We start from the raw sequence: 23108 nt of genomic DNA, 5'->3' as shown, positions 1-23108 counted from the left end.
CACCCGGGGAAGAACAACCCCACCTCCTTAAACACCCCATCCGACTTCAGGAGACACCCATGTTTCAACTTGCACCCAATATCGACCTGCTGTTCACCGAAGCTGGAGAAAGCGCCGCCGACCGAGTCCGCGCCGCCGCCGCGGCCGGCTTCGACGCGGTGGAGATGTGGGGCCCCACAGGCAAGGACATCCCGGCCCTCAAGGCAGCACTTGAGGAAACCGGGGTCCAGCTCACCGCACAGCTGGCCGAGCCCCGGATGCAGTTCATGATCCCGCCCAAGGACCACGCCCCCTTCTACACAGGCCTGGACGCCGGAGTCGAGGTGGCCCGACAGCTCGGCTGCCCGCGGATCGTGGTTGGCAGCGGCACCGGTTTCGGCGGGCGCAAGCGCCAGGACCAGCTGGACGAACTGATCGAGATCTTCACCAAGGGCGTGGCCCATATCGAAGGTTCCGGCATCACCCTTGTTCTTGAGCCGGTGAACATCAGGGTGGACCACCCCGGGGCACTCCTGGACCGGACCTCGGAGGCAGTCTACGTGGCCAGGGGAGTCAACTCGCCCGGTTTTGGTGTCCTTTACGACCTCTACCACTCCACTGTCGAGGGCGAGGACGCCGTGGCCGAGCTGGCCAACGCCGGCGACCTCATCAAGTACGTTCAGATCGCCGACGCCCCGGGGCGCGGTGAGCCCGGCTCCGGTTCCATCGACTGGCCCTCGCGGCTCGCGGACCTGCGCAACAGCGGCTACGCCGGCCCCATCGGGCTTGAGTACTACCCGACGATCGACTCTGCGAAATCCGTGCGGCGGATCCAGGAACTGGCGGCGGAACGGTGAGCGGCAGCCGCTACCCCGGCTCCGTGGACGTCGCCATCGTCGGCAGCGGTCCCACGGCTTCGGCCTACGCCCGGATCCTCAGCGAGGAAGCACCGGGCGCCACCATCGCCATGTTCGAGGTGGGCCCCACGGTCAGCAATCCACCCGGCGCCCACGTCAAGAACATCGAGGATCCGGAACGGCGGACCCTTGCGCAGCGTGCCTCGGAAGGGCCCGGTGCGGGAGCTGAGACGGTAAATTCCCCCGGAGCGGTCAAGAGCGGGCAGCGAAGGGCCAGGCCGGGCACCTACCTGCTCCAGGACGGCTACTCCTTCCCCGGCGAAGACGGCATGCCCGTAGCAGCCATGTCCAGCAACGTGGGCGGAATGGCCGCGCACTGGACGGCCGCCTGTCCACGGCCTGGCGGCAATGAGCGGATTGCGTTCCTTCCGGACCTGGAACAGCTTCTTGACGACGCGGACCGCCTCCTGGGTGTGACCAGCTCCGCCTTTGACGGCGCACCGTTCTCCGACCTCGTACGGGAACGCCTCGCCGCCGCGGTGGACAGCGGCCGCGCCCCCGCCTACCGGGTCCAGCCCATGCCGCTCGCCGTCCACCGGCGGGAGGACGGCCGGCTCGCCTGGTCGGGGTCCGACGTCGTCATGGGCGACGTGACCCGGGAAAACCCGTTGTTCCAACTGTTCGACGAATCCCTGGTGACGAAGGTCCTGGTGGAGGATGGCGCGGCAGCCGGCGTCGAAGTCCGGGACCGCCGCAACGGAACCATCTCCCGCGTGGCCGCCCGCTACGTGGTGGTGGGCGCCGATGCACTGCGCACGCCCCAGCTGCTGTGGGCTTCCGGCATCCGGCCCGATGCCCTGGGCCGGTACCTCAACGACCAGGCTCAGGTGGTGTTCGCCAGCAGGCTGCGCGACGTCTCCGCGGGCGGCACGCACCCGGCGGCCGCCGGCGCGCTCAGCGAGCAGGCCGGGGTGGCGTGGGTTCCTTACACCGATGAGATGCCCTTCCACGGGCAGATCATGCAGCTGGATGCATCCCCCGTCCCGCTGGCGGACGACGACCCTGTTGTTCCGGGCTCAATCGTTGGGCTGGGGCTGTTCTGCGCCAAGGACCTGCAGCGTGAGGACCGGGTGGCGTTCGACGACGGCGCCCGCGACTCCTACGGAATGCCCGCCATGCGCATCCACTACCGCCTCACGGAGCGGGACCACGAGGTGCTGGACCGTGCCGGCAGGGAGATAGTGCGGCTGGGCAAGGCGGTGGGCGAGCCGCTCGACGAGCGCCCGTTCGTCCTTCCGCCGGGATCGTCGCTGCACTACCAGGGCACCACGCGGATGGGAAGGACCGACGACGGCGAGAGCGTCTGTTCCCCGGACAGCCAGGTGTGGCAGGTCCCCGGTCTCTTCGTGGCAGGCAACGGCGTCATCCCCACCGCCACGGCGTGCAATCCCACGCTGACGGCGGTGGCGCTCGCCGTGCGTGGGGCCAGGAAAATCGCTGCCGATATCAACAGCGCTTTACTTATGTCAGAATCAGACAATAGACTGTCAAAACAATGAAGAAGAGGCCCAGTGTGGCCCTTCACAGCAAGTGCAGGCTAGGCATGCCGCAGACAAGGAGGTCTCGATGATCGCCGACCGCATAATCGAGCAGGGAACACTCACCACGCAGGGCGGCCGCACCGCCGTCGAAGTCCGGATCCCGTGGTACCGCGCCCTTCCGGGTTCCTGCATTGCAGGGGCAGCCCTGACGGTGGACGGCGTGGCCCCCGCCGAAGGTTCGCTGAAGTGGACCATGAACAACCGCACCTTCAGCTTTGAGGAACTCGTGGAGGAAACCGGCGAATGGTGGTTCCCGCTGGACTCCGCCGTCCTGTCCGGGGACCTTCCCGTGGCGGAGGGCGAGGCTGAGCACGAAGTCCGCGTGGACCTGAAGCTTTATATCCCATACATCATCACCGACCACGGCGTGCTGCACATCGAAGAGCACGACACCAAGACCATGAAGGTGGCACAGCGATGACCAGCCTTGGCACGCCCATCCAGGGCGTCACGCTCTACAGCTTTACCCGCGCCTTCCACGGCCGGCAGTACGACCTCGACGGCCTCATCCGCCGGGTCGCGGCCGAAGGATTCGGTCCGGGACTGGAGGTCATTGGCTTTTCCAGCCTTCGCGGCTTCCCCGACCGCATCGATGACAACTTTGTGGGCCAGTTCCGGGACCTGGTGGCAGAGGTGGACCTGGTTCCCACCTCCCTGGCCGTCAACGTGGACACCGGCATCCGGCGCGATCGGCTGATGAACCATGGCGAGCTGGTTGAGTACATGCGCAAGCAGATCGAAGTGGCTTCCAGGCTGGGCTTCCCGATCGCCCGGGTCCAGATCTCGCTGACCCCGGACGCCATGGAGAGCCTGCTGCCCGTCGCCGAACAGTACGGCGTCACGCTGGCCCTGGAAGTCCATGCCGACCAGCACGGCGCCCACGAACGGGTGCTCGCGCTCCGTGACCGTTACGAAAAGCTCGATTCCCCACTGCTCGGGTTCACTGCCGACTGGGGTGCCACCGTGACCGGTTTTGCGCCGTCATTGCTGGAGGCCTACCGCCGCCGCGGCGCCTCGGAAGACCTGCTCCGGCAGGTTGTGGAGCTGTGGAACGGCTTCTGCGCCGAGGGCCCGCCCAACACCCAGAAGGTTCACGGTGAACGCTTCGGCGCCTTCATCGGGCTTGCTGCCCGCAACGGCAGGCCGGACCTCGGCATCGACTTCGCCATCAACGGCACCGGCCTCTTCGGCCCCGCACCGCTGGACACCTGGCTGGAAATCATGCCCTGGGTCCGCCACGTCCACGGCAAGTTCTTCGGCATCGACGAGAACGGCGAGGAACCCTCCGTGCCGGTCCGGGACCTGGTCCGCCAGCTCGTGGAGAACGGCTACTCCGGGGCCATCTCCAGCGAATACGAAGGCTGGCACTGGAACAACTGGCAGGACCCGTTCGACATCATCCGCGGCGAGCAGGCCGTCCAGCGGTCCGCAGCCGCCAACGCGGGCTCGGCCATGATCACCGACCCCGCAGAAGCCCGCCGCATCCTCAACAGCCACCTCGCCCAGCCCGTCCGCGGCTGACACTGAAGGGAACACAAACATGACTGAAGGCATCGCCGGCTCCGGCATCGAGCTTGGCATCACCCTCTACTCACTCACCTCCGAATTCGCCGCCGGGCACTATACGCCGGAGACATTGATTAAGGCCGTGGCCGACGAAGGCCTCGGCCCGGGCGTCGAGTTCAACATCGCGCAGATGCTGCGCACCTACCCCGACGTCGACAACGACTTCGTGAAGCTCTGGCGCGACAGCATGGACCGCTACGGACTGACCCCCAGCGCCGTGGGCACCAACCTGGACATGGGCCGCCGCAAGGACCGTGACATGACGCCGGACGAAGAGTTCGACTTCTTCGCACGGCAGCTCAAGACCGCCAACACGCTGGGCTTCAACAAAATCGTCATCCGGTCCGCCGGCAAGGAACTGCTGCGCCGGCTGCTTCCGCTGGCCGAAAAGTATGACCAGAAGCTGGGCTACGAGATCCACGCCCCCCAGGGCCCCAACGATCCGAAGATCCTGCAGATCCGCGAGATGTATGAGGAGCTCGGCAGTGACCGGTTGGGCTTCACCGCGGACTTCAGCTCCACCATGCACAGCCTCTCGCCCACCCTGTTCCGCACGCTGACCCAGATGGGCCTGCCGCAGGAACACTTTGCCGTCATGCAGGACATCTGGCGCAAGCCGCTGCCCATGCAGGAACGCAACCAGGAGTTTGAGGACTACCTGCGGGAGAACAACTTCGACCCGGCGCAGCTGGGTCCGTTCACCCGGCTGGCCTTCAACATGCACGGCCTGGTTCCACCGGAGGAATGGTTGGACATCATGCCGCAGATGTTCCACGTCCATGCCAAGTTCTATGACATCGACGGGAACGGCAACGAGCCCGCCATGGATATTCCGAGGATTGTCCGGCAGTTCGTCAAGGGCGGCTACCAGGGCTTCCTCTCCAGCGAATGGGAAGGCCACGCCTTCGCCGACCTTGGCGAATCGGATCCAATCGACCTGGTCAAGAAGCAGCATGCCCTTATGCGCCAAGCCATCGAGGAATCAGTGGTTCCCGCCTAAGGAGAAATCAATGCCTGCGACCGACACCGGCCTCACTGCCGAGGTGGAACGGCTTCGCTCCGAGCTTGGCGAAGCGCTCCGGCTGGCGCGCCGCGCCAACGACCGGGGCGACATCGAGAACCTGTTCAACCGCTACATGTACCTCCATAATGCGTTCGAGGATGAGCAGATCATCCCGCTCTGGGTCAAGCCGGGAACGCCGGGCATCCGGGCCCGCTACACCAACGCCGGCCAGTACACCGACTACGACAGCGTGATCCGCTATCACCAGGGCCGCCCCCGCCCTGAAGGCAAGCTCATCCTGCACTACACCACCACTCCGGTCATCGAAGTGGCGGCCGACGGCAAGACCGCCAAGGGCGTCTGGATCATGACCGGCAACGAGTCCGGCCTGACCGACCCGGACGTGGCCAAGGAGAGCCCCGATTACATGTACTCGCCGGGCGAAGTCCAGGGCAAGAAAGTCTGGGCCCACTGGGTCTGGTGCAAATATGCGGTGGACTTCCTGCGTCAGGACGGCGAATGGAAGATCTGGAAGTTCCGCTGCTACGAGTTGCTCCGGGCACCCTTCGAGGAAAACTGGATCAGCTTCGCGGAGAAGAACCAGCACGCCTTCGCCCTGGACCTCATGTACTTCGGTGACGACGGAAAGCCCGTCTTCATGCCGCCCGCGGACCAGCCGGTCCCCAGCCAATACCACCCCTACAATCCGTCGGCCCGGCAGACGCTGGAACCGCAGCCGCCGCTACCCCACCAGACATTCGTCGACACCTTCGAGTAAGGACCATCATGGCAACCCACAACTCCCTTTTCCAGGACGCTGACGTCCGCCGGCACCCCGAGGGCATTTCCGTTTCCGTCCAGCTGCCCTGGTACCGCAGCCTCTGGCTGTCCGCCGTTGACGACGTCGCGGCCACCGTCAACGGGAAAGAAATCCCCAAAGAATCACTCCGCTTCGAACTGCAGGGCCAGTCGTACTCCATCGCGGAACTCCCGGAGCAGTGGGAAACCCTGTGGTTCGTGGCCGACAAGCCGGACATCATCATCCCGTTGGACCGTGTCCCCGACGCCGGCGAGGAAATCGACGTCGAAGTCATCCTGACCCTCCGCGTCCTGTACATGCAGATCGCCCCCATGCACTACGTGGGCAACCGCGTCGCCGTCGAACGGAAAGTAGTGCTGGCATGACACGCCTGCGCGTGGCCATGATCGGCTACGGCTTCATGGGTGCAGCGCACTCCCAGGGCTGGCGCACCGCGCCCCGCTTCTTCGACCTGCCGGCCGAACCGGACATGGCCGTCGTGGTGGGCAGGAACGCCGACGCCGTTGCTGCCGCCGCCGGGAAATGGGGATGGGCTGAGTCAGCCACGGACTGGCGCGAGGTGGTGGCGCGTAACGATATCGACGTCGTGGACATCGTCACGCCCGGCGACTCGCACGCGGAAATCGCCATTGCGGCGCTCGAAGCGGGCAAACACGTGCTGTGCGAAAAGCCGCTGGCCAACACGGTGGCGGAAGCAGAAGCCATGGCGGAGGCGGCTGAAAAGGCGGCAGCCCGTGGCGTACGGGCCATGGTGGGCTTCACCTACCGCCGGGTCCCCGCCGTCATGCTCCTGCGCAATCTCATTGCCGAAGGTGCCGTAGGCAAGGTCAACCAGGTGCGCGCCTCCTACCGGCAGGACTGGCTGGTTGACCCGGACATGCCGTTGGCGTGGCGCCTCCAGAAGGAACATGCCGGCTCCGGCGCACTCGGCGACATCGGTGCCCACGCCATCGACCTGGCGCAGTTCGTGACCGGACAAAACATCGACAAGGTGTCCGGCGTCATCGACACCATCGTGAAGGAGCGGCCGCTCCTGGACTCCGGGTCCGGGCTGTCCGGCACGGCCACGGCCGGCTACGGCCAGGTGACTGTGGACGACATCGCCATCTTCACCGGCCGGTTCGCATCGGGCGCACTGGCATCGTTTGAGGCCTCGCGTTTCGCCACCGGGCGGAAGAACGCGCTGCAGATCGAAATTTCGGGAGACAAGGGTGCCCTGGCCTTCGACCTGGAAGACCTCAACAGCGTCCAGTTCTACGACCGGACAGTACCGGCGGACAGGCAGGGCTTCCGGAAGATCCTGGTCACCGAGCCGGACCATCCCTACGTTTCGGCCTGGTGGCCGGCCGGCCACATGCTTGGCTACGAGCACGGCTTCTCGCACCAGGTCAAGGACCTCGTGGAGGCCATCTCCAGCGGCATTGACCCGCAGCCGACCTTCGACGACGGGCTCGGGGTGCAGCGCGTGCTCGACGCCGTCGAGCGCAGTTCCGACAATGACTCCGCCTGGACGCGCGTGGCCGCCCGTGTCCCCGTCCAGGCCGGCTAGGAAAGGGAAACTACATGGCACGACCAATCACCCTCTTCACCGGCCAGTGGGCCGACCTCCCCTTCGAGGAAGTGGCCCGGCTCGCCGGCGAATGGGGCTACGACGGGCTGGAAATTGCCTGCTGGGGAGACCACCTGGACCCGTGGCGCTGGGATGACGAGGCCTACGTGCAGGGCAGGCTGGACATCCTGCAACGGAACAACCTGAAGGTGTGGACCATCTCCAACCACCTCAAGGGCCAGGCCGTCTGTGACGACCCCATCGACGAACGGCACCGGGGAATCCTGCCGGACGTCGTCTGGGGTGACGGCGACCCCGAGGGCGTCCGCCGCCGTGCCGCCGAGGAAATGAAGAACACTGCACGCCTTGCCGCGAAGCTGGGCGTCAAGACCGTGACAGGCTTTACCGGATCATCGATCTGGAAGTACGTGGCCATGTTCCCGCCCGCCTCCGAAAAGATGGTGGACGCCGGTTACCAGGACTTTGCGGACCGGTGGAACCCCATCCTTGAGGTCTTTGACGAGGTGGGTGTCCGGTTCGCCCACGAGGTGCACCCGTCCGAGATCGCCTACGACTACTGGACCACCCAGCGGGCCCTGGAGGCGATCGGGCACCGGGAGGCCTTCGGGCTGAACTGGGACCCCAGCCACATGGTGTGGCAGGACATCGATCCGGTGGGATTCCTCTGGGATTTCAAGGACCGGATCTACCACGTGCACTGCAAGGACACGAAGAAGCGGCTGGCCAATGGCCGCAACGGCCGGCTGTCATCCCACCTGCCGTGGGCCGACCCCCGCCGTGGATGGGACTTCATCTCCACCGGCCACGGTGATGTGCCCTGGGAGGACGCCTTCCGGATGCTGAACTCGATCGGCTACCGGGGACCGCTGTCGGTGGAATGGGAGGACGCCGGCATGGACCGCCTGGACGGTGCGCCGGAGGCCCTGGCGTTCGTGCGCCGGCTCTCCGGGTACCAGCCCTCGGCGGCGGCCTTCGACGCAGCCTTCAGCACTAAATAGCGACGCCGGCAATGGAACGGCCGGCCTTGGAAGATCCCGGGGCCGGCCGTTTCCCTGCTGGTGGAACCAGGCGCCGCGCAGGCTCAGCCGAAAGGGGCCAGTGCCGTTTCCGCCAGCGCCAGGTGCTTCCGCGTCATCTCCGTGGGGTCGTTCGTCAGCCATTCGTGGCCGCCCCATTCGCTGGTCAGCGTGCCGCTGAAGCCGCTGCGGCCAAGCAGGCAACCAAGGTCCCGCAGCGGCTGGGAAACCCGGCCGCCGTCGTCGTCCAAATCCCAGAACTTCAGGTGGAAGGCACCCACGCGCGGCAGGATGCCCGCCAGGTCGGCGGCGCCGCTGCGGCCAAAGCGGATGAGCAGGTTCATGAAGAGGGTGTGGATCTGCGGAGGCACGTCGCCCGAACGGAGCAGGGCGGTAACGGCGTCGAGCGTGGCGGGGTCCCGCCATTCGTCTTCGAGGCGGCGGATGAGGTCCGGGGAGATGCCTCCCCGCCTTAGTTCCTCAAGGTAGGTGACGGGAAGGGTGGGCATCAGCATGCTGATGTCAACGAGGACCCGCACCCGGTCGTCGTCAAGCCGCGCAATCGCCTCCAGGGCCGGTGCCACGGCGGGATGGTCCGGAACCTGCTGGCCCTGGATTTCCTCGTACAGGACCAGATCGAGTTCGTGCAGCAGCGGCCGCACCATCGCAAGGAGCTCCGGGCCCGCCTGCCCGATGGGGAGCCGGACGCCGCCCGCTCCCACCCGGTGCGCCGCGCGGAGCTGGGGGACCAGGAAGTCCAGGCGCTCCTGCGCGGAACGGCGCTGGGTACGGGTAACGAAGTCATCCAGGCTCACGCCAACGATACTGACGCGTCCGCCCCGGGCCACCAGGCTCTCCCGGAGCTCATCCACCTCGCCGTCGCTTGGATCCGGGAACGACCGCCACACCAGCCCGGGTTCGAGCTCGATTGTCTTTACGGTGGAGTCGGCGATTCCGGCCACGATGTCAGGGGCCCTTCGGCGGGCCGCGACAATGTCCGGCGCCCAGTTAAATGTGCTGGCACACAGAGTCCAGCCCTCCGGAAATACCGTTTCCACAGCAAGCCCTCCCGGTTATGCTTTTTACCTGCAAACTTATGCCTAATTCAGGATAAAGGATATCGACTATGTTGGAAATGGCCCTGCGGCATGATGCGCTGACTGCCACCCCGGAAGGATTCGAACTGCGCCTGGGCCTGCCCTGGATCCGTTCCATGCCCCTGGCCAGCGTGGCCGGTCTCCGGCTGGCGGTGGCCGGCGTTGCGGTGGCACCCCCTGAGCTGGCGGTGGTGCTGGGCGCCCGGCGGGTCCCGGCGGACGCCCTTCAGGCGGAGGCCGGGTGGTGGTTCATCCAGGACCGGCTCGTCCTTGCCGCCCCGCGGGAACTCCCGGCCGGGACGCACGCAGTCGCCGTCGATTTCGAGCTGATGGTGCCCTATCTGCAGGCACGTCCCGGCTCGCCGCTGGTCCTGCCGTTCCACGTGGAGTCGCGGCTTGACGCTGGCCGGACGGCGGAGCCAGGTACCTCGCGCGACGTGGCCTGACCTGCACCCAGGCCGGTTCCGAAAAGGAGCCTAGGCGGGTACCGCCACCCGCTCCGGAGACGGCCTGCCTTCCGCGAACCAACGGGGGAACGTGATCTCAAACAGCTGCTCGCGGGCCAGTTCGGCGCCGCCACGAAGGGGCTCCCGCTCATCATTCACCGACAGGGTAATGGTGAGGTCCCGGGTAGCCAGGGGCAGGGAGAGTTCGTAGACGCGCCGCCGCACCTCAGCCAGGAACACTTCGCCTGCCGAGGCGATGGCGCCGCCAATGACGATGACGCCCGGATTGAACATGTTGACCAGCGCGGAAATGGTTTCACCCGCCACGCGTGCCGACTTCTGGATGAGTGAGATGGCCAGGGAATCCCCGCCCTGCGCAGCGAGGGTGATGTCCTCCAGGGTCAGCGGGGCCTTCTTTGTCCGTCCGGCGAGGGAGGTTTGGACTCCCTCCTTGATGGCCTGCTCGGCGTCCCGGACCAGGGCCCAGCCGCCGGCCACCGCCTCCAGGCAGCCCACCTTGCCGCACCGGCACTGGGCGTCGGAGTCGGCAACCCGGACGTGGCCGATATCGCCGGCCGCCCCGTTTGCACCACGGTGGATCCGGCCCTTGGACAGCAGGCCGGCCCCCACTCCGGACCCGATCTTGCAGTAGATGAGGTCCGTCAGGGAGTCGCGCCGCCGGGCGCGCTCACCCAGGGCAAGCAGGTTGGAGTCGTTGTCCACCCACACCGGTGCATTGAAGCGCTCCTCGAAGGGGGTGCGGACGTCGTAACCGTTCCACCCCGGCATGATGGGCGGGGCCACGGGTTGTCCTGTTGCGAAGTCGACGGGGCCGGGAAGCCCCACCACCACGGCCCACACGGGCACTGCGGGGTGCTTCTTCAGCACATCGTCGACCAGTGACATGACGGCGGTGATTGTTTTCTCCGGCCCCTGGGCGATGTCCCATGGGCGGTGCGCGTGGTCCTGGATGTCCCCGTCCAGCGCGGCTATGCCCACCCGGATATGAGCTGCCCCGAGGGCGCAGATCACGATCCGCCCCTGTTCCGCGCGGAAACGGAGGGTGCGTGGAGCGCGTCCGCCGGACGACGCTCCAAACTCGCCATCGCCCAGGAAGCCGATCTGGATGGCCTGGTCCACGCGCTGGCTGACGACGCCCCTGCCCAACCCTGTGACCTTGCCGATCTCGGGCCGCGTGGTCGCCTCGCCTGTCCGGACCAGGTTCACGATCCGGAGGAGGCTGGTCACTTCATCCGTCTGGGCTCCAAAGCGGAGTGTGGAGTCTGTCGTCATGGCAACAATTCTCACACAGGGTGGCTCACTAACGCGCTGTTTGTGGGAACTATGGCTGCAACATCCCAAACTTATGCATAATAAATACATAAGACGGGAGGCTGGGATGCCGTGGAATGTGGGAATACTGGGAGCAGGACCCGGGGTGGTGGCCCTCCATCTCCCCGTGCTTCGACGGCTGCCGGACCAGTTCACCGTGCGGCATATTGCCGATGCCGGCAGTGGGCGCGCCCGGGGGCTGGCGCAAGGGTGCGGTGCCCGCTGGTCGACGGGCGAGGCGGACCTTCTGGCGGACCCGGACGTGGACGTCATCGCCGTTTGCAGCCCGCCCGGTGAACATGCGCGCCAAATCCTGGCTGCCGTGGCGGCCGGAAAGCGGGCCATCTTCTGCGAGAAACCGCTGGCCATTTCCCGGGAGGAAGCCGGCGAAGTCATAGACGCGTGCAGGTCCGCGGGCGTCCTCCTGCTGGTGGGCACCAACCATCTCTTTGATGCTGCCTGGGGACGCGCCAAGCACCACCTGGTGGCACGTGAAGGAAAGGTCCAGGCCGTCTCGGTCACCGTGGCGCTTCCTCCCAATGACAGGTACCACCAGTTGGTAGCGGAAGGCGGTCCCTTCCAGGCTCCCCGCCGCGGCCACCCGGATTTGGATGACCCGGCCGTGGCGGCTGGAGTCCTGTGGCAGCTGCTGACCGGGTTTGCCGTCCATGACCTGCCTGCCGTCAGGGACGTCGCGCCGAGTATCGACGAGGTGGCCTACGCGCGGCTGGTTCCGCCTGTTGGTTATCTGGTGGGGTACCGGGCCGGCGGCGTCCTGGTCCAACTGGCGCTCACCATGCTGCCGCAGGGGCCGGATGCCTTCTGGCGCATGACCATCGCCACCTCCCGTGACCGGATCGAGGTTGATTTTCCGCCTGCCTTCGTCCACGCGGGCAGCGCTGCTGTCCGCGTACGCAGTGTGGGCGGGCAATGGACGGAGTATCGGCGGGACAAGGACGACGGCTACCTGGCGCAGTGGCGGCTCTTTGCCTCTCTCCTCGAAGGATCCGGCCCGGTGGAGTACGACGAACTGCTCGCGGACGCGCAGTATGTGGTCGACCTTGCCGATGCCGCTGCGGCCCGGCTTCTTGAAGCGGCGCGGGTATGAGCAGCGGGGGCCGCGTGTGGAGCGTCTCCACGGACCTGCCGTCCTATCGCGCCGCCGTCGCCGAACTGCCCGTCACCACCATCCGCTCCGCGGGTGCCAAGGGAAGCGTCGTGGTGGTTCCGGGGGGAGGTGACTGGTGGAGGGGCATGCTGGACGCCCGGGACGAGGGAGCGGTGGCCGTGGTGATTGCCGGCCCGGGGACGCCGCGGAAGGCTTTGGTCCAGGAGGCGTGGCCCGGAGATATCCCTGTGATTGTCGAGCGGCCCCGCCTGCGCAAGGACGTTGTTGAAGACGCCCTCCGGGCAAGGGGCGGCAGCGCGGCGCGCCTGGTATCCGTGGAGTGTGCGGGTCCGGTTGCGGCGCTGGATGCCCTTGCCTGCGATGGATTTGGCTGGCTGCGGTCATTGGCGGGAGTATCGCCGGCGCTCAAGTCGGGCGCGGCCACGGGTGGGGGCAGGATGGCGCTCCTGCACCATCCCGGACGCCCTGCAATGGCTCCGGGCACCCTCCTGGCGACGCCTGTCAGCGGGGCCCATCCGGGAGGCCTGCTGCAGGTCCTTGCCCTCGGGGAGGTCCGGACGGAAGTGACCGTGGACCAGCCGACCGGGCTGACCCGGGTGGAGACGGCCGCCGGGGAGGGATCCGTGCGGGCCCCGCAGCGCTACGAATCGTCGCCCCGCCTGGCTCTTCGCCGGGCAATCGCGGCACTGTCCTGCGGGGTGGCCGTGATGGACCTGGCGGAACTGTTGGACGACATGGCGCTGGCACTGGCCCTCCGGGATGGGCACTTTGACCCGCAGCCATGATGTCAAAGTGAAGCATTCTTATGTTGCTTTCCAACCTAAGTGTCGATAGGGTGGAAGTGGCGCCGGGGTTCCAACCGGACCCGTTCTCCGTCGTGATGCTGCGCCGGAGGCACACCACGTCGCGCCGACGGCCCGATCGTTCGGGCAGACCTCAATGACACTCTCGCCTGTAAAGCTCCGCTTCCTCGTCGCCTCCCTCCTGTCCGTCGCCTTCCTCGGGGCACTGGACCACACTGTCGTCTCCACCTCCCTGGCCACCATTGCCGGCGAACTCGGCGCGCTTCAACTGATGAGCTGGGTGGTGGTGGGGTACACGCTGGCCAGCACTTTGCTCCTGCCCGTGCTCGGCAAACTCGGCGACGTCCTGGGCGCCCGCCGGGTCTTCCTGGCTTCCCTGATGATGTTCCTGGCCGCCTCCCTGGTGTGCGGCTTTGCCACCAGCATGGAGTGGCTGATCGGCGCCCGCGTCCTGCAAGGCATGAGTTCGGCCGGCCTGCAGCTGATGTCGCAGACCATCATTGCCCGCGTGACCACCCAGCGGGAGAGGCCGCGCTACATGGCCATCATCGGCGCTGCATTTCCCATCGCCATCCTGGTAGGCCCCGTCCTCGGCGGTGCCATCACCGATTACTGGGGGTGGCAATGGGTCTTTTGGATCAACATCCCGGTCGGGGCTGCGGCACTCGCCTTCGCGCTGGCTGCCGTCCCGCGCCTGGAGCCAGGCCCCGCACCGCGGCATTTCGACGTTGCCGGCGCTGGAGTGTTCACCGCCTCGCTCGTGGCACTCGTCCTCGCCGCCTCCTGGCTCGCAGAGCCTGACGCCGGGATGGCCACCGCAACCGCGGTGGCCATCAGTGTCTTGGGCTTCATTGCCTTTTTCCTGATCGAGCGGCGGGCCCCTGAGCCCATCATCCCGCTCCACCTTTTTGCCAACCGCACCATTGCCGCAGGCACCGCACTCTCGGCGATTATCGGCGTCGGCCTTTTCTCCATCACTGCCTACCTGCCCACCTACTTCCAGATGGCCTACCAAACCACCGCCACGGTGTCCGGCCTGGTTCCCATCGCCACCGTGTTCGGGATGCTGATCAGCAACCTGCTCACGGGCTGGGTGGCCAGCCGCACCGGCCGGTACAGGATTTTCCCCATCCTGGGGACAATGCTGGGAGCCGCCGGGCTGCTGGTGATGGCGGTGCTGCCTGCCGGGCTTCCGCTGTGGGTGCCCATGATCGTGATGGGCTTTGTGGGCATGGGCACCGGGGCTTTCATGAGCCTGATCATCGCGGTTGTCCAGGGCGCCGCACCCGCCACCCAGACCGGCACCATGACCGCCACCATCAACCTGGTGCGGCAGGTAGGTTCAACGGTGGCCACGGCAGTGATCGGCGGAGTGATCGGCTCCGGCGTCGCGGTTCTCCTGCCGGCAGGCCTGGATGCCGCCACGCTGACCCCGCAGCTGGTGCATGCGGCCGCGCCGGCGGTCCAGTCCGCTGTTGCCGGGATCTACAGCTCGGTGTTCACACCCATTTTCATCAGCCTGGCAGCTGCCTACGCCCTGGGCATCCCCGCGGCCGTGCTGCTGCCGTCCGGGCGCCTCTCGGACGAACCCGTATCCGCTCCCCGCACACCTTCCGAAACCCTCTCGGCCTGATCTCAAAGGAGACATCATGTCCAACCCCACCATCGCCGTCGTCGGCAGCGGGCCCATTGGCTCCGCTTACGCCCGCGTGCTGCTGGAACAAGTCCCCACTGCCCGGGTGGTGATGTTCGAAGCCGGCCCGCAGCTGACCGCCGTTCCCGGCGAAAGCGTCCGCAACATCGCTGATCCCGCCGAGAAGGCCCGGGCCCGGGAGATGTCCCAGGGGCCACAGGCTGGGGAGTTCCGGGAATCCCTGGGCATTCCGGCCGGAACCATCACCGAAGGCATGTTCACCGCCCGCCAGGGAACCCATCTCCTGGACTTTGGCGGGGAAGGCTCCGCCCACGCGCCGACCTTCCCAGCCGCAGCAGCCGCCACCAATGTGGGCGGCCAGGGTGCGCACTGGACCTGCGCCACGCCGTCGCCTGCCTTCAGCGAGAGGATCCCCTTCATCGCAGATGAGGAGTGGGATGGGCTGATTGACGAGGCAAAGCAGCTGTTGCACGTCCACAGCGCGGCGTTCGCCGACTCGAAGGTGGGGGAGGCCATCCGCAGCCTCCTGGACGAGGAGTTCGGTGCGGAACTTCCCGAAGGCTACGGGGTGGGCACGCTTCCGGTCGCCGGAGACCCGCAACCGGACGGATCCGTGCGGTGGGCCGGTGCCGACGTCGTGCTGGGCCCGCTGGTGGACGCTGGCAGTCCGCTGTCAGAACGGTTCGAACTCCGCGACCTCACCCTGGTCCGCCGGGTGGAGCTGGACGGAAACCGTGCCACCGGTGTCACCGTGCAGGACCTGCGCACGGGGGAGGAATCCTTTGTGCCGGCGGACGTGGTGGTGGCGGCGGCCGATGCCTTCCGCTCGCCCCAGCTCCTGTGGGCCTCGGGCGTCCGTCCTAAAGCGCTGGGCCACTACCTGACCGAACACCCGGTGGTGATTTCCACGGTGGCCCTCGACGCCGAAAAAATGCGCCGCTTCGCCGCGGAGGAGGACCTTGATGCCGAACTGGCACGACGGGCACAGAACCCCGCGGATCCCGTCGCTGCTGTGAACCGCATCCCTTTCTCCGAGCCGGAACACCCTTTCTCCGTCCAGGTCATGTACTCGGAGTCCACACCGTTCCCGATGGAACCCGGCAGCGCGTACTCGGACAACAGGTGGGGTTACGTCAACATGGGCTATGGCCTGCGCAAGCATCCCCGCTACGAGGATGCCGTCAGCTTCGACGACAATGAGCCCGACTACCGCGGCTTCCCCAACATGACCATCGAATATGCGCTCACCGACCGCGAAGAAGCGGAAATTGCCCAGGCCACCGAGCGGCTGCGGCGTGCCGGCAAGGCCCTGGGTGTCTTTGTGGCCGAGCCCCGGCTGATGCCCAATGGCTCCAGCCTGCACTACCAGGGCACCATGCGCATGGGGGCGGCCGACGACGGCAGCTCAGTGGCGGATCCCTGGTCCAGGGTGTGGGGCTACAAGAACCTGGTAGTGGGCGGGAACGCGCTCATTCCGACGGCCACGGCCATGAACCCCACGCTGATGAGCGTGGCCATCGCGGTGCGCGGTGCCCGGAAGGTGGCCGAGGAGCTGGGTTCCTGACCCGGCAGTCTGCAGCAGGCGGCATTTGAAAAGGCACGATCCGGGCACGGATAACCTGTGGGTATGAAGAATCTGGACCTGAACCTGCTGCCCCAACTTCAGGTCCTGCTCGAGCTGAGGAACGTCTCCCGGGCGGCGGAGCGGCTCCAGCTGAGCCAGCCGGCCACCAGCGCGGCGATGGCCAGGCTCCGGCGCCATTTCGACGACGAGCTCCTGGTCCGCAACGGCCGCACCTATGACCTCACGCCCTTTGCCCAGTCGTTGGTCCCGCTGGTTGATGAAGCCATGCTTCACATCCAGCGTGCCACGCGCGTGCGGTCCGGGTTCGACGCCGCCACCAGCGAGCGCGAGTTCATCATCGCCGCCTCGGACTACGCTGCGGCGCTCATCGTGGGGCCGCTGCGTGGGATCCTGCGGGAAGAAGCGCCGGGTGTTTCCGTGGACTTCGTCCCCACGGCCGGTTCGGGCATCCAAGGCCAGATGGCCGACTACTCCAAGATCGACCTGTTGGTGGGGCCAACGGGATACCAGATGCAGGGAGCCAGCAAGCAGCTCTTCCGTGACAGCTTCGTGGCCGTGGCCGACGCCGGCAATCCGCTGCTCCAGCAGCCCCGCCTGACCCTCGAAGACCTGACCGCGGTGCCTCACGCCGTCGGCTATTTTGGTGAGGGCATCAGCACCCCGGCGGACAAGCTGTTCGAGTCCCGGGGCATCCAGCGCCGGGTGGCTGCCGTGGTGGCCGGCTTCCTGTCCCTGCCGCTCCTGGTTGAAGGCACGGACCTTGTGGCACTGGTCCCGAGGATGCTGGCCGGACGGGCGCAGCGCGGCGCGGATATCGTGGTGCTGGAGTTCTCCGGCGGCACCGAAGCGTCCCTGGTGGAGGCCATGTACTGGCACCCGTCCCAGGCGGAAGATCCCGCGAGTGTGTGGCTGCGGTCAGTGGTCCAGCGCTCCTGCGCCCGGCTCCACGAGCTGTTCCCCGTCAACGCCCATCCGGTGGCTATCCACGCGGCGGATACCCCGTGAAGCCAGGCTTATTTTCTCCCGTGTCGGGGTGTCCTGGCCGATAATTCCTCCCGTGACGGGGTGGTTGGGCAGTCGTAGACTCGTGCGCAAGCGAGCCGTGCAGCGACTCAAACAACCCAAGGAGGACTGTCATGAGCAGTGTAACCACCAGCCCTGAGGCGGCGGCCGCGGCGCAAACCTTGTTCCGGGTGGCACTGGGAGGAGTGCTCGTCGCTCACGGATCCCAAAAACTCTTCGGCTGGTTTGGCGGGGGAGGCGTCGAAGGCACCAGTAAGGGCATGCACGCCATGGGGTTCCGCCCCGCTAAAACAAGCGCCGTCCTTGCGGGCGTAGGTGAAGCGGGAGCTGGGCTTGCCTTGGCCCTTGGGTTTGCCACGCCTGCCGCCGGTTCTGCTGCTGCAACCACCATGGGCGTAGCGGCCAGCGTCCATGCCCCGAACGGATTCTTCGCCCAGGAGGGCGGCCTCGAGTACCCCGCGGTGCTGGGCCTGGCAGCAGCGGCCTTCACTATCGGCGGCTCCGGGCCCTACTCCCTCGATGCCCTTACCGGCCATGTCCTGGACCGGCCCTGGATGCGGATCACCGCTTTGGCCGCAATCCCCACCGCCATTGCTGTCCAGGTTGCCCGTCGGCGCAAAGCCCTCGCCGCGGACGCTGCGGCACCGGCAGCAGGCACTCCCGCGACGGAAGAGGGCTGAACCCGTCCTGGCGATATCTGCGGGACTATCCGCGCGGCGGATACCACCTAGACCCAAGACGCCGTTCCGTGCCGGGCGAATTCCTGCGAAAGTCGTGAAAACACGCTTTCGGGAGGACTCCTTATGCCTGTCTCCAGCCACCGCCTGGCCGGCAGAACCGCCGTCATTACCGGAACGGCCAGCGGCCAAGGCAGGGCGGCCGCGCTCGCCTTCGCTTCCGAAGGGGCCTTGGTTGTCGGGTGTGACATGGACGACGACGGCGCCGCGGCTACCGTAGCGGCGGTCACCGACGCCGGGGGACGGATGAGCAGCAGCCGGGTGGATCTGACCGATGAGGCAGCAGTGGCTGGTTGGGCTGCCAACGTTGCGGAGCGCCACGGCCAGGTCCACATCCTCTACGCCAATGCCGCCGTCACGCGTTTCTCCCCGGTGGAGCAACTGACCTATGCCGACTGGAAGTGGAACATTGAACACGAGATGGACGTGGTGTTCCTGCCGGTCAAGTACTTCTGGCCCCAGCTGATCCAGGCGCAGAACGGGGCCATCGTGTTGGTGGGATCCACGGCGGGGGTCACCGGGTCCATGACCAACGGCCGGTTGGCCCACACCGCCACGAAGGGCGCCGTGGTGGCCATGACCAAGCAGCTCGCGGCGGAAGGGGCAAGGCACGGCCTGCGCGTGAATGCCGTCAGCCCCGGCATGATCCGGACGGCCGCCACCGAGGGCAACCTCCTCGCCCCCGACCACCCCATGCGCACCATCGCCGGCAGCATCCCGCTGGGCCGGATCGGCGCACCCGAAGAAGTGGCAAAGTGCGCACTGTTCCTTGCCTCGGACGAAGCGTCCTACGTGACCGGAGCCAACCTGATGGTCGACGGCGGCTGGTCGGCGGTGCTCCCGGGCTGACCCGTCTTCCGGGTCGGTCAGCGCAGCGCGTCGGAGATGGACTTGGCGCCGCCGTGGGAGGACTGGCCGCCGTCCACCGGAATTTCCGCACCCGTCACGTAGGACGAGAGCGGGCTGAGGAGGAAGAGCACGACGCCGGCCACTTCCTCCACGCCTCCGGTACGTCCCAGCGGGGTTTCGGCCAGGGTTGCCTGCCGGAACTCTGGTTTTGCGCCCGCTGTCATGGGTGTTTCGATGAAACCCGGATGGACGGTGTTCACACGGATCCCGCGCGGACCCAGTTCCATGGCGGCTATCTGGGACAACCCGCGCAGCGCCCACTTGCTGGTGGTGTAGGCCACGGGATAATGCGCGGTCAGGCCCGCCACAGAGCCGACATTAACAATCGAAGCGCCGCTGCCCATCAGGGGCGCGAGCGACTGGATCCCCAGCAGGGCTCCGGCGACGTTCACCTCATAGACCTTCTGCAGATCGGCCACTGACGCGTCCAGCAACCGGCTGCGCTGGGTGATGCCTGCATTGTTGACCAGTCCGTCCACCCGCCAGCCGTGGGACTGGAGCCAGGAGGCGAGTTCGGACCAGCCGGAGGCATCGCTGACGTCCAGCTGCCGGTACAGCAACTGCCCGGCAGGGCCTGAGGCTGCACGGGCCAGCTCCGCGGGCATGTCCGCCGCAAGGTCAGTGGCGATGACGCGTGCCCCGGCTTCCACCAGGAGCCGCGCCTCGGCAGCACCCTGGCCCTGGCCAGCGCCGGTGACCACCACCGTCCGGCCCTCGAGCTGAAGCGAAACCACCCTAGATTCCGGAAGGAGCAGCAGCGGCAACACGGTTCCGCGGCCGGTTCCGGGCGGGAACTCGGGTCGCGGCTTCGCGCCGGGAGCCCACGGTGTTCTCGATGGTTCCGATGCCTTCCACGGTCATGCGCACCACGTCACCTGTTTTCAGCGGCGGGGGAGTCTGTGCCCCGTTCCGGCCCCAGAGCTCGGCCAGGCAGCCGCTGCCGCAGGTGCCGGAGCCCAGCACGTCGCCGGGCCGGACCACGGAATCCTGCGACGCATAGGCCACCAGTTCGGCGAACGGCCAGCCCATGTTGGAGAGCAGGTCCTGCCCAATCAGCCGCCCGTTGACTTCCACAGCCATGGAGATCGGCAGGAACCCGTCTGCGTCGTGGCGGTCCTCGAACTCGTCCGCCGTGACAATCCAAGGCCCCAGGGTGTTGGCAAAGTCCTTGCCCTTGCACGGTCCCAGGCTGACCTTCATCTCCCGGCGCTGCAGGTCGCGCGCCGACCAGTCGTTGAGTACGGTGTAGCCAAAGATGTGCCGGTGCGCCTCCTCTGCGGTCAGGTTCCGCCCGTCGCTGCCGGGGACGCGGCCGACGACGGCTGCCACCTCTGTTTCGAAGTCCAGGTCCGTGCAGCCTGCGGGAATGCCAATCACCTCGCCCGTACCGGTGACGGTGTGCGGGTTGGTGAAGTAGAACGTGGGTGCTTCGTACCATTCGGGCACCACGCCCGCCACGCCGTCGATGCTCTTCCGCACTCCTTCCACGTGTTCCTCAAACGCCACGAAGTCCCGGATGGTGGCCGGTTCCAGTGGGGCCAGCAGCCGCACCTCCGCCAGCGGTACGGGTGCGGCGGAAGCGGTGACTTTCCGGGCAAGGTCCAGTGTCTCCTGCAGCCCGGCATCGAGCAGTGTCTGCACGGACTGGCCTGCCGGCAGCGCATAGCAGTGTTCGCCGTCCACGAAGCCGGACCGCGTCCCGCCGTCGTGGTTCCAACGGGCAATCTTGACCATGTGGGTGTTCCTTAGGCGTTGGGGCGGGTGGCCAGGGCGGCTGCCGCGGTGATGCCCAGGGCCCGTGCGTTGCCGCCCAAGACCCGGGCCTCGTCGTCGGCCGGGAGTGCGGCAGCCTCCACTTCGTCCACCGGCAGGTCGGACCCCATGTCGAATGGGTAGTCCGAGCCGAGCAGCACCTGCCCGGGCCCTGCAGCGGCAACAAGGGCCCGCAGTTCAGCCGGGCTGTGGACCAGCGAGTCGAAGTACAGCTTCCGCAGGTAGGACGACGGCGGCGCGGCGCACCCATGTGCCTCCGGCCGCACCATCCAGGCATGGTCCGACCGGCCCAGCGTAGTGGGCAGGTAGCCGCCGCCGTGGGCGGCCAGGACCTTCAAGGCGGGGTGCCGGTCCAGGACGCCGCTGAAGATCAGGTGGGACAGGGCCACCGCGTTCTCGGCCGGCTGGGACACGGTGTTGGCGAGGTAGAAGCGGTCCAGCCGCTCATCCAGCGAGCAGCCGAACGGATGCAGGAACACCAGGGCGTCCAGCTCTTCGGCGCGGGTCCAGAACGGTTCCAGCCGGGGGTCCGAGAGTTCAATGGTGCCTCGTTCCGGGTCACCCGGAGTGGCGGCGAAGGACCCGATTTCGACTCCCAGCAGCCCGCACTCCAAGACGGCGTGTTCCAGGGCATCCACCATCAGGCCCGGGTGCTGGAGCGGGACCAGGCCCAGCCCGTTCAGCCTCCCCGGCGCGCGGTCCACGAACTCGCGCACCGCCTGGTTTGCGGCCCGGGCGAGTTGCAGGGACAGCTCCTCCCCGGCGAAGTAGTAGAAGTGCGACGGCGACGGTGAGACCAGCTGCACGTCCACGCCCTGGGCGTCCATGTCCGCCAGCCGGCGGTCCAGGTCGGTCAGCTGCGGCCAGCGTTCCTTGATCATCCGGCCCGAGGCGGCCATGGATTCGGGTCCGTTGCGGCGCACCTCCAGGGCCTGCTGGGCGCCGAAGGCCTCCGGATCGGCCTCGGCCACCAGCTGCTGGAGGGCCGGCAGCAGGATATGGGCGTGGACATCCACCGTGGGGTTCGTGTGGGGACGGGTGCTCATGCCGGCTCCTTCAGCATGACGGACAGGCCGTGCATCAGCCCGGGCACATCGGCATCGCGGACGCCGTCGAGCATCCACTGGCCCAGCTGGACCGAGGCGTTCACCACTGCCTTGGCGCGGTCCAGCCGGCGGTCGCTGAACTCCTTGAACAGGGTTTCGGTGACGTCGTCGGCCCTGATCAGCAGCTCGGCCAGGACGGAGGCGTCCTCCAGTGCCATGGCTGCACCCTGCGCCACCGTTGGGGGGCAGCTGTGCGCGGCGTCGCCGATGATCACGGTGCGGCCGCGGTTCCAGGGCCCGTCCACCAGGTGGGTGGTGAACCACGTGTAGTTGATGCGGGCACTGTGGTCCAGGTTGGCGCGGATCTCGTTCCAGGGCCCGCCGTAGGCTGCCGCGAGTTCGGCCATGATGCGGGGGCCGTCCTCGTGCTTGCGTTCCTGGGCCTTCTCCACCAGGTAGGCGTAGATGGTGTCCGGGCCGGTGGGGCAGTAGCCGGCGATGAAGCAGGGGCCGCCATAGGTGAGGTCGGTCCGGACCACTTCCTCCGGCCGTTCCACGAACGCCCGCCAGATGCCCATGCCGGTGGGCTGGGGTTCCACGTCGATGCCAATGGCCTTGCGCACGGCCGAGTGCAGGCCGTCGGCGCCGATCAGGAGGTCGTAGGTGGCTGTGCCGCCGTCGGCGGTGCCCACGGTGACCGAGCCGCCGTCGTCCGTGATGCTGGTGACCGTCCGGCCGTAGCTGATCCGGGCCCCCGCCTGTTCCGCCCGTTCACGGAGGATGGCCGTGAGGTCCGGCCGGTACATGCCCATGGTGGCGGGGAGGTCGTCACCTCCGGTGCGGATATCCTCCAGGACGGCGAGCACCGTGCCGGCCGGGTTCGGGGCGCGCAGGCCGAGCGTGCTGAAGGCGTAGCCCTTGGCCTCCACCTGGTCCCAGACGCCGAGGTGGCGGAGGACGCGCAGGGCGTTCCCCTGCAGCGTGATGCCGGACCCGAGGGTCTGCGGGGCGTCTGCCTTCTCGAGGACTTCCACCTGGATTCCGGCGTCGGCCAGGAGGATGGCGGCGGCCAGCCCCGCGGCTCCCGCCCCCACGATTCCGACGTTCTGTACTGCTGCCATCGCTGACTCCTTTGTATTGACGGCGTTACTGCTGGTGGTTT

At 67.2% G+C, this 23108-nt stretch carries 23 protein-coding genes; 17 read left to right on the top strand and 6 right to left on the bottom strand.

Annotation, left to right across the window (positions count from 1 at the left end; all coding sequences use genetic code 11):
* The first annotated feature begins 59 nt into the window (after window positions 1-59).
* The 9 genes from AC3ANU_RS01365 to AC3ANU_RS01325 all read left to right on the top strand — a co-directional run bounded on the left by AC3ANU_RS01365 (window position 60) and on the right by AC3ANU_RS01325 (window position 8394).
* The gene (locus AC3ANU_RS01365; RefSeq protein WP_223993280.1) at window positions 60-836 is read left to right on the top strand and encodes a TIM barrel protein; all 777 of its coding nucleotides are present in this window, start codon (window positions 60-62) and stop codon (window positions 834-836) included.
* Entirely contained in the window at window positions 833-2395 is a 1563-nt protein-coding gene (locus AC3ANU_RS01360; protein ID WP_223993281.1) for a GMC oxidoreductase, read from the top strand. Before AC3ANU_RS01365 ends, AC3ANU_RS01360 begins: the two co-directional genes overlap by 4 nt.
* A 67-nt stretch (window positions 2396-2462) precedes the next feature.
* Window positions 2463-2858: a C-glycoside deglycosidase beta subunit domain-containing protein gene (locus AC3ANU_RS01355; RefSeq protein WP_488315300.1), complete on the top strand. Its 396-nt coding sequence runs from the start codon at window positions 2463-2465 to the stop codon at window positions 2856-2858.
* Complete coding sequence (locus AC3ANU_RS01350) at window positions 2855-3958, top strand: sugar phosphate isomerase/epimerase family protein (protein WP_488315299.1); 1104 nt, start codon at window positions 2855-2857, stop codon at window positions 3956-3958. The genes AC3ANU_RS01355 and AC3ANU_RS01350 overlap by 4 nt, the downstream gene beginning before the upstream one ends.
* 19 nt (window positions 3959-3977) lie before the next feature.
* On the top strand, window positions 3978-5003 hold the full coding sequence (locus AC3ANU_RS01345; protein WP_223993284.1) for a sugar phosphate isomerase/epimerase family protein: 1026 nt from the start codon (window positions 3978-3980) through the stop codon (window positions 5001-5003).
* Between the two features lie 10 nt (window positions 5004-5013).
* Window positions 5014-5784, top strand: coding sequence for a nuclear transport factor 2 family protein (locus AC3ANU_RS01340; RefSeq protein ID WP_488315298.1), 771 nt, complete (start codon window positions 5014-5016; stop codon window positions 5782-5784).
* A gap of 8 nt (window positions 5785-5792) precedes the next feature.
* Window positions 5793-6191, top strand: coding sequence for a C-glycoside deglycosidase beta subunit domain-containing protein (locus AC3ANU_RS01335; RefSeq protein ID WP_488315297.1), 399 nt, complete (start codon window positions 5793-5795; stop codon window positions 6189-6191).
* Window positions 6188-7375, top strand: a complete 1188-nt coding sequence (locus AC3ANU_RS01330; protein WP_223993288.1) for a Gfo/Idh/MocA family protein — start codon at window positions 6188-6190, stop codon at window positions 7373-7375. The genes AC3ANU_RS01335 and AC3ANU_RS01330 overlap by 4 nt, the downstream gene beginning before the upstream one ends.
* A 14-nt stretch (window positions 7376-7389) precedes the next feature.
* The gene (locus AC3ANU_RS01325; RefSeq protein WP_488315296.1) at window positions 7390-8394 is read left to right on the top strand and encodes a sugar phosphate isomerase/epimerase family protein; all 1005 of its coding nucleotides are present in this window, start codon (window positions 7390-7392) and stop codon (window positions 8392-8394) included.
* Window positions 8395-8477: 83 nt separating this feature from the next.
* Here AC3ANU_RS01325 and AC3ANU_RS01320 read toward each other — a convergent pair whose 3' ends face one another.
* Entirely contained in the window at window positions 8478-9470 is a 993-nt protein-coding gene (locus AC3ANU_RS01320; protein WP_223993296.1) for a sugar phosphate isomerase/epimerase, read from the bottom strand.
* 68 nt (window positions 9471-9538) lie between these two features.
* On the opposite strand from AC3ANU_RS01320, the gene AC3ANU_RS01315 reads away from it, so the two are divergent.
* Window positions 9539-9955: a hypothetical protein gene (locus tag AC3ANU_RS01315; RefSeq protein WP_223993298.1), complete on the top strand. Its 417-nt coding sequence runs from the start codon at window positions 9539-9541 to the stop codon at window positions 9953-9955.
* Window positions 9956-9985: 30 nt separating this feature from the next.
* On the opposite strand, the gene AC3ANU_RS01310 is transcribed toward AC3ANU_RS01315, so the two are convergent.
* Window positions 9986-11248 (bottom strand): ROK family protein, encoded by a 1263-nt coding sequence (locus tag AC3ANU_RS01310; RefSeq protein WP_488315295.1) that lies wholly within the window; start codon window positions 11246-11248, stop codon window positions 9986-9988.
* A gap of 106 nt (window positions 11249-11354) precedes the next feature.
* Between AC3ANU_RS01310 and AC3ANU_RS01305 the strand changes: the two genes are divergently transcribed.
* From AC3ANU_RS01305 to AC3ANU_RS01275, 7 genes are all read left to right on the top strand, one after another.
* On the top strand, window positions 11355-12395 hold the full coding sequence (locus tag AC3ANU_RS01305) for a Gfo/Idh/MocA family protein (RefSeq protein WP_488315294.1): 1041 nt from the start codon (window positions 11355-11357) through the stop codon (window positions 12393-12395).
* Entirely contained in the window at window positions 12392-13201 is an 810-nt protein-coding gene (locus tag AC3ANU_RS01300) for a hypothetical protein (RefSeq protein WP_488315293.1), read from the top strand. Before AC3ANU_RS01305 ends, AC3ANU_RS01300 begins: the two co-directional genes overlap by 4 nt.
* A gap of 154 nt (window positions 13202-13355) precedes the next feature.
* A complete protein-coding gene (locus AC3ANU_RS01295) occupies window positions 13356-14852 on the top strand; it encodes an MFS transporter (RefSeq protein WP_488315292.1) in 1497 nt (498 codons plus the stop codon).
* A 16-nt stretch (window positions 14853-14868) separates the two neighbouring features.
* Entirely contained in the window at window positions 14869-16437 is a 1569-nt protein-coding gene (locus AC3ANU_RS01290) for a GMC oxidoreductase (RefSeq protein ID WP_488315291.1), read from the top strand.
* A 63-nt stretch (window positions 16438-16500) separates the two neighbouring features.
* Window positions 16501-17463 carry a LysR family transcriptional regulator gene (locus AC3ANU_RS01285; RefSeq protein WP_488315290.1) on the top strand — a complete coding sequence of 321 codons (963 nt, stop codon included), beginning with the start codon at window positions 16501-16503 and terminating at the stop codon, window positions 17461-17463.
* A gap of 131 nt (window positions 17464-17594) precedes the next feature.
* Window positions 17595-18161 carry a DoxX family protein gene (locus AC3ANU_RS01280; protein WP_488315289.1) on the top strand — a complete coding sequence of 189 codons (567 nt, stop codon included), beginning with the start codon at window positions 17595-17597 and terminating at the stop codon, window positions 18159-18161.
* A gap of 123 nt (window positions 18162-18284) precedes the next feature.
* Window positions 18285-19067: an SDR family NAD(P)-dependent oxidoreductase gene (locus AC3ANU_RS01275; RefSeq protein ID WP_488315288.1), complete on the top strand. Its 783-nt coding sequence runs from the start codon at window positions 18285-18287 to the stop codon at window positions 19065-19067.
* Between the two features lie 17 nt (window positions 19068-19084).
* Here AC3ANU_RS01275 and AC3ANU_RS01270 read toward each other — a convergent pair whose 3' ends face one another.
* The 4 genes from AC3ANU_RS01270 to AC3ANU_RS01255 are packed head-to-tail and all read right to left on the bottom strand — an operon-like array spanning window position 19085 to window position 23067.
* Window positions 19085-19861 carry an SDR family NAD(P)-dependent oxidoreductase gene (locus AC3ANU_RS01270; RefSeq protein WP_488315287.1) on the bottom strand — a complete coding sequence of 259 codons (777 nt, stop codon included), beginning with the start codon at window positions 19859-19861 and terminating at the stop codon, window positions 19085-19087.
* 1 nt (window position 19862) lies between these two features.
* Entirely contained in the window at window positions 19863-20861 is a 999-nt protein-coding gene (locus tag AC3ANU_RS01265) for a fumarylacetoacetate hydrolase family protein (RefSeq protein ID WP_223993318.1), read from the bottom strand.
* 11 nt (window positions 20862-20872) lie between these two features.
* Window positions 20873-21946, bottom strand: coding sequence for an amidohydrolase family protein (locus AC3ANU_RS01260; RefSeq protein WP_488315286.1), 1074 nt, complete (start codon window positions 21944-21946; stop codon window positions 20873-20875).
* Window positions 21943-23067 (bottom strand): FAD-dependent monooxygenase, encoded by a 1125-nt coding sequence (locus AC3ANU_RS01255; protein WP_488315285.1) that lies wholly within the window; start codon window positions 23065-23067, stop codon window positions 21943-21945. Before AC3ANU_RS01255 ends, AC3ANU_RS01260 begins: the two co-directional genes overlap by 4 nt.
* Window positions 23068-23108 lie beyond the last annotated feature (41 nt).

It is taken from the genome of Arthrobacter sp. SDR-2R (assembly GCF_057747955.1).
Note: the sequence above shows the minus strand (reverse complement) of the source record. Positions and strands in the feature narration are given on the sequence as shown.

What these genes read in the sequence shown, in the direction of transcription:
- AC3ANU_RS01280 (WP_488315289.1), top strand. Translation starts at nt 17,595, where the DNA reads ATGAGCAGTGTAACCACCAGCCCTGAGGCGGCGGCCGCGGCGCAAACC.
- AC3ANU_RS01300 (WP_488315293.1), top strand. Translation starts at nt 12,392, where the DNA reads ATGAGCAGCGGGGGCCGCGTGTGGAGCGTCTCCACGGACCTGCCGTCC.
- AC3ANU_RS01265 (WP_223993318.1), bottom strand. Translation starts at nt 20,861, where the DNA reads ATGGTCAAGATTGCCCGTTGGAACCACGACGGCGGGACGCGGTCCGGC.
- AC3ANU_RS01335 (WP_488315297.1), top strand. Translation starts at nt 5,793, where the DNA reads ATGGCAACCCACAACTCCCTTTTCCAGGACGCTGACGTCCGCCGGCAC.
- AC3ANU_RS01285 (WP_488315290.1), top strand. Translation starts at nt 16,501, where the DNA reads ATGAAGAATCTGGACCTGAACCTGCTGCCCCAACTTCAGGTCCTGCTC.
- AC3ANU_RS01305 (WP_488315294.1), top strand. Translation starts at nt 11,355, where the DNA reads ATGCCGTGGAATGTGGGAATACTGGGAGCAGGACCCGGGGTGGTGGCC.
- AC3ANU_RS01330 (WP_223993288.1), top strand. Translation starts at nt 6,188, where the DNA reads ATGACACGCCTGCGCGTGGCCATGATCGGCTACGGCTTCATGGGTGCA.
- AC3ANU_RS01345 (WP_223993284.1), top strand. Translation starts at nt 3,978, where the DNA reads ATGACTGAAGGCATCGCCGGCTCCGGCATCGAGCTTGGCATCACCCTC.
- AC3ANU_RS01355 (WP_488315300.1), top strand. Translation starts at nt 2,463, where the DNA reads ATGATCGCCGACCGCATAATCGAGCAGGGAACACTCACCACGCAGGGC.
- AC3ANU_RS01295 (WP_488315292.1), top strand. Translation starts at nt 13,356, where the DNA reads ATGACACTCTCGCCTGTAAAGCTCCGCTTCCTCGTCGCCTCCCTCCTG.
- AC3ANU_RS01290 (WP_488315291.1), top strand. Translation starts at nt 14,869, where the DNA reads ATGTCCAACCCCACCATCGCCGTCGTCGGCAGCGGGCCCATTGGCTCC.
- AC3ANU_RS01260 (WP_488315286.1), bottom strand. Translation starts at nt 21,946, where the DNA reads ATGAGCACCCGTCCCCACACGAACCCCACGGTGGATGTCCACGCCCAT.
- AC3ANU_RS01340 (WP_488315298.1), top strand. Translation starts at nt 5,014, where the DNA reads ATGCCTGCGACCGACACCGGCCTCACTGCCGAGGTGGAACGGCTTCGC.
- AC3ANU_RS01365 (WP_223993280.1), top strand. Translation starts at nt 60, where the DNA reads ATGTTTCAACTTGCACCCAATATCGACCTGCTGTTCACCGAAGCTGGA.
- AC3ANU_RS01315 (WP_223993298.1), top strand. Translation starts at nt 9,539, where the DNA reads ATGTTGGAAATGGCCCTGCGGCATGATGCGCTGACTGCCACCCCGGAA.
- AC3ANU_RS01255 (WP_488315285.1), bottom strand. Translation starts at nt 23,067, where the DNA reads ATGGCAGCAGTACAGAACGTCGGAATCGTGGGGGCGGGAGCCGCGGGG.
- AC3ANU_RS01325 (WP_488315296.1), top strand. Translation starts at nt 7,390, where the DNA reads ATGGCACGACCAATCACCCTCTTCACCGGCCAGTGGGCCGACCTCCCC.
- AC3ANU_RS01275 (WP_488315288.1), top strand. Translation starts at nt 18,285, where the DNA reads ATGCCTGTCTCCAGCCACCGCCTGGCCGGCAGAACCGCCGTCATTACC.
- AC3ANU_RS01350 (WP_488315299.1), top strand. Translation starts at nt 2,855, where the DNA reads ATGACCAGCCTTGGCACGCCCATCCAGGGCGTCACGCTCTACAGCTTT.
- AC3ANU_RS01310 (WP_488315295.1), bottom strand. Translation starts at nt 11,248, where the DNA reads ATGACGACAGACTCCACACTCCGCTTTGGAGCCCAGACGGATGAAGTG.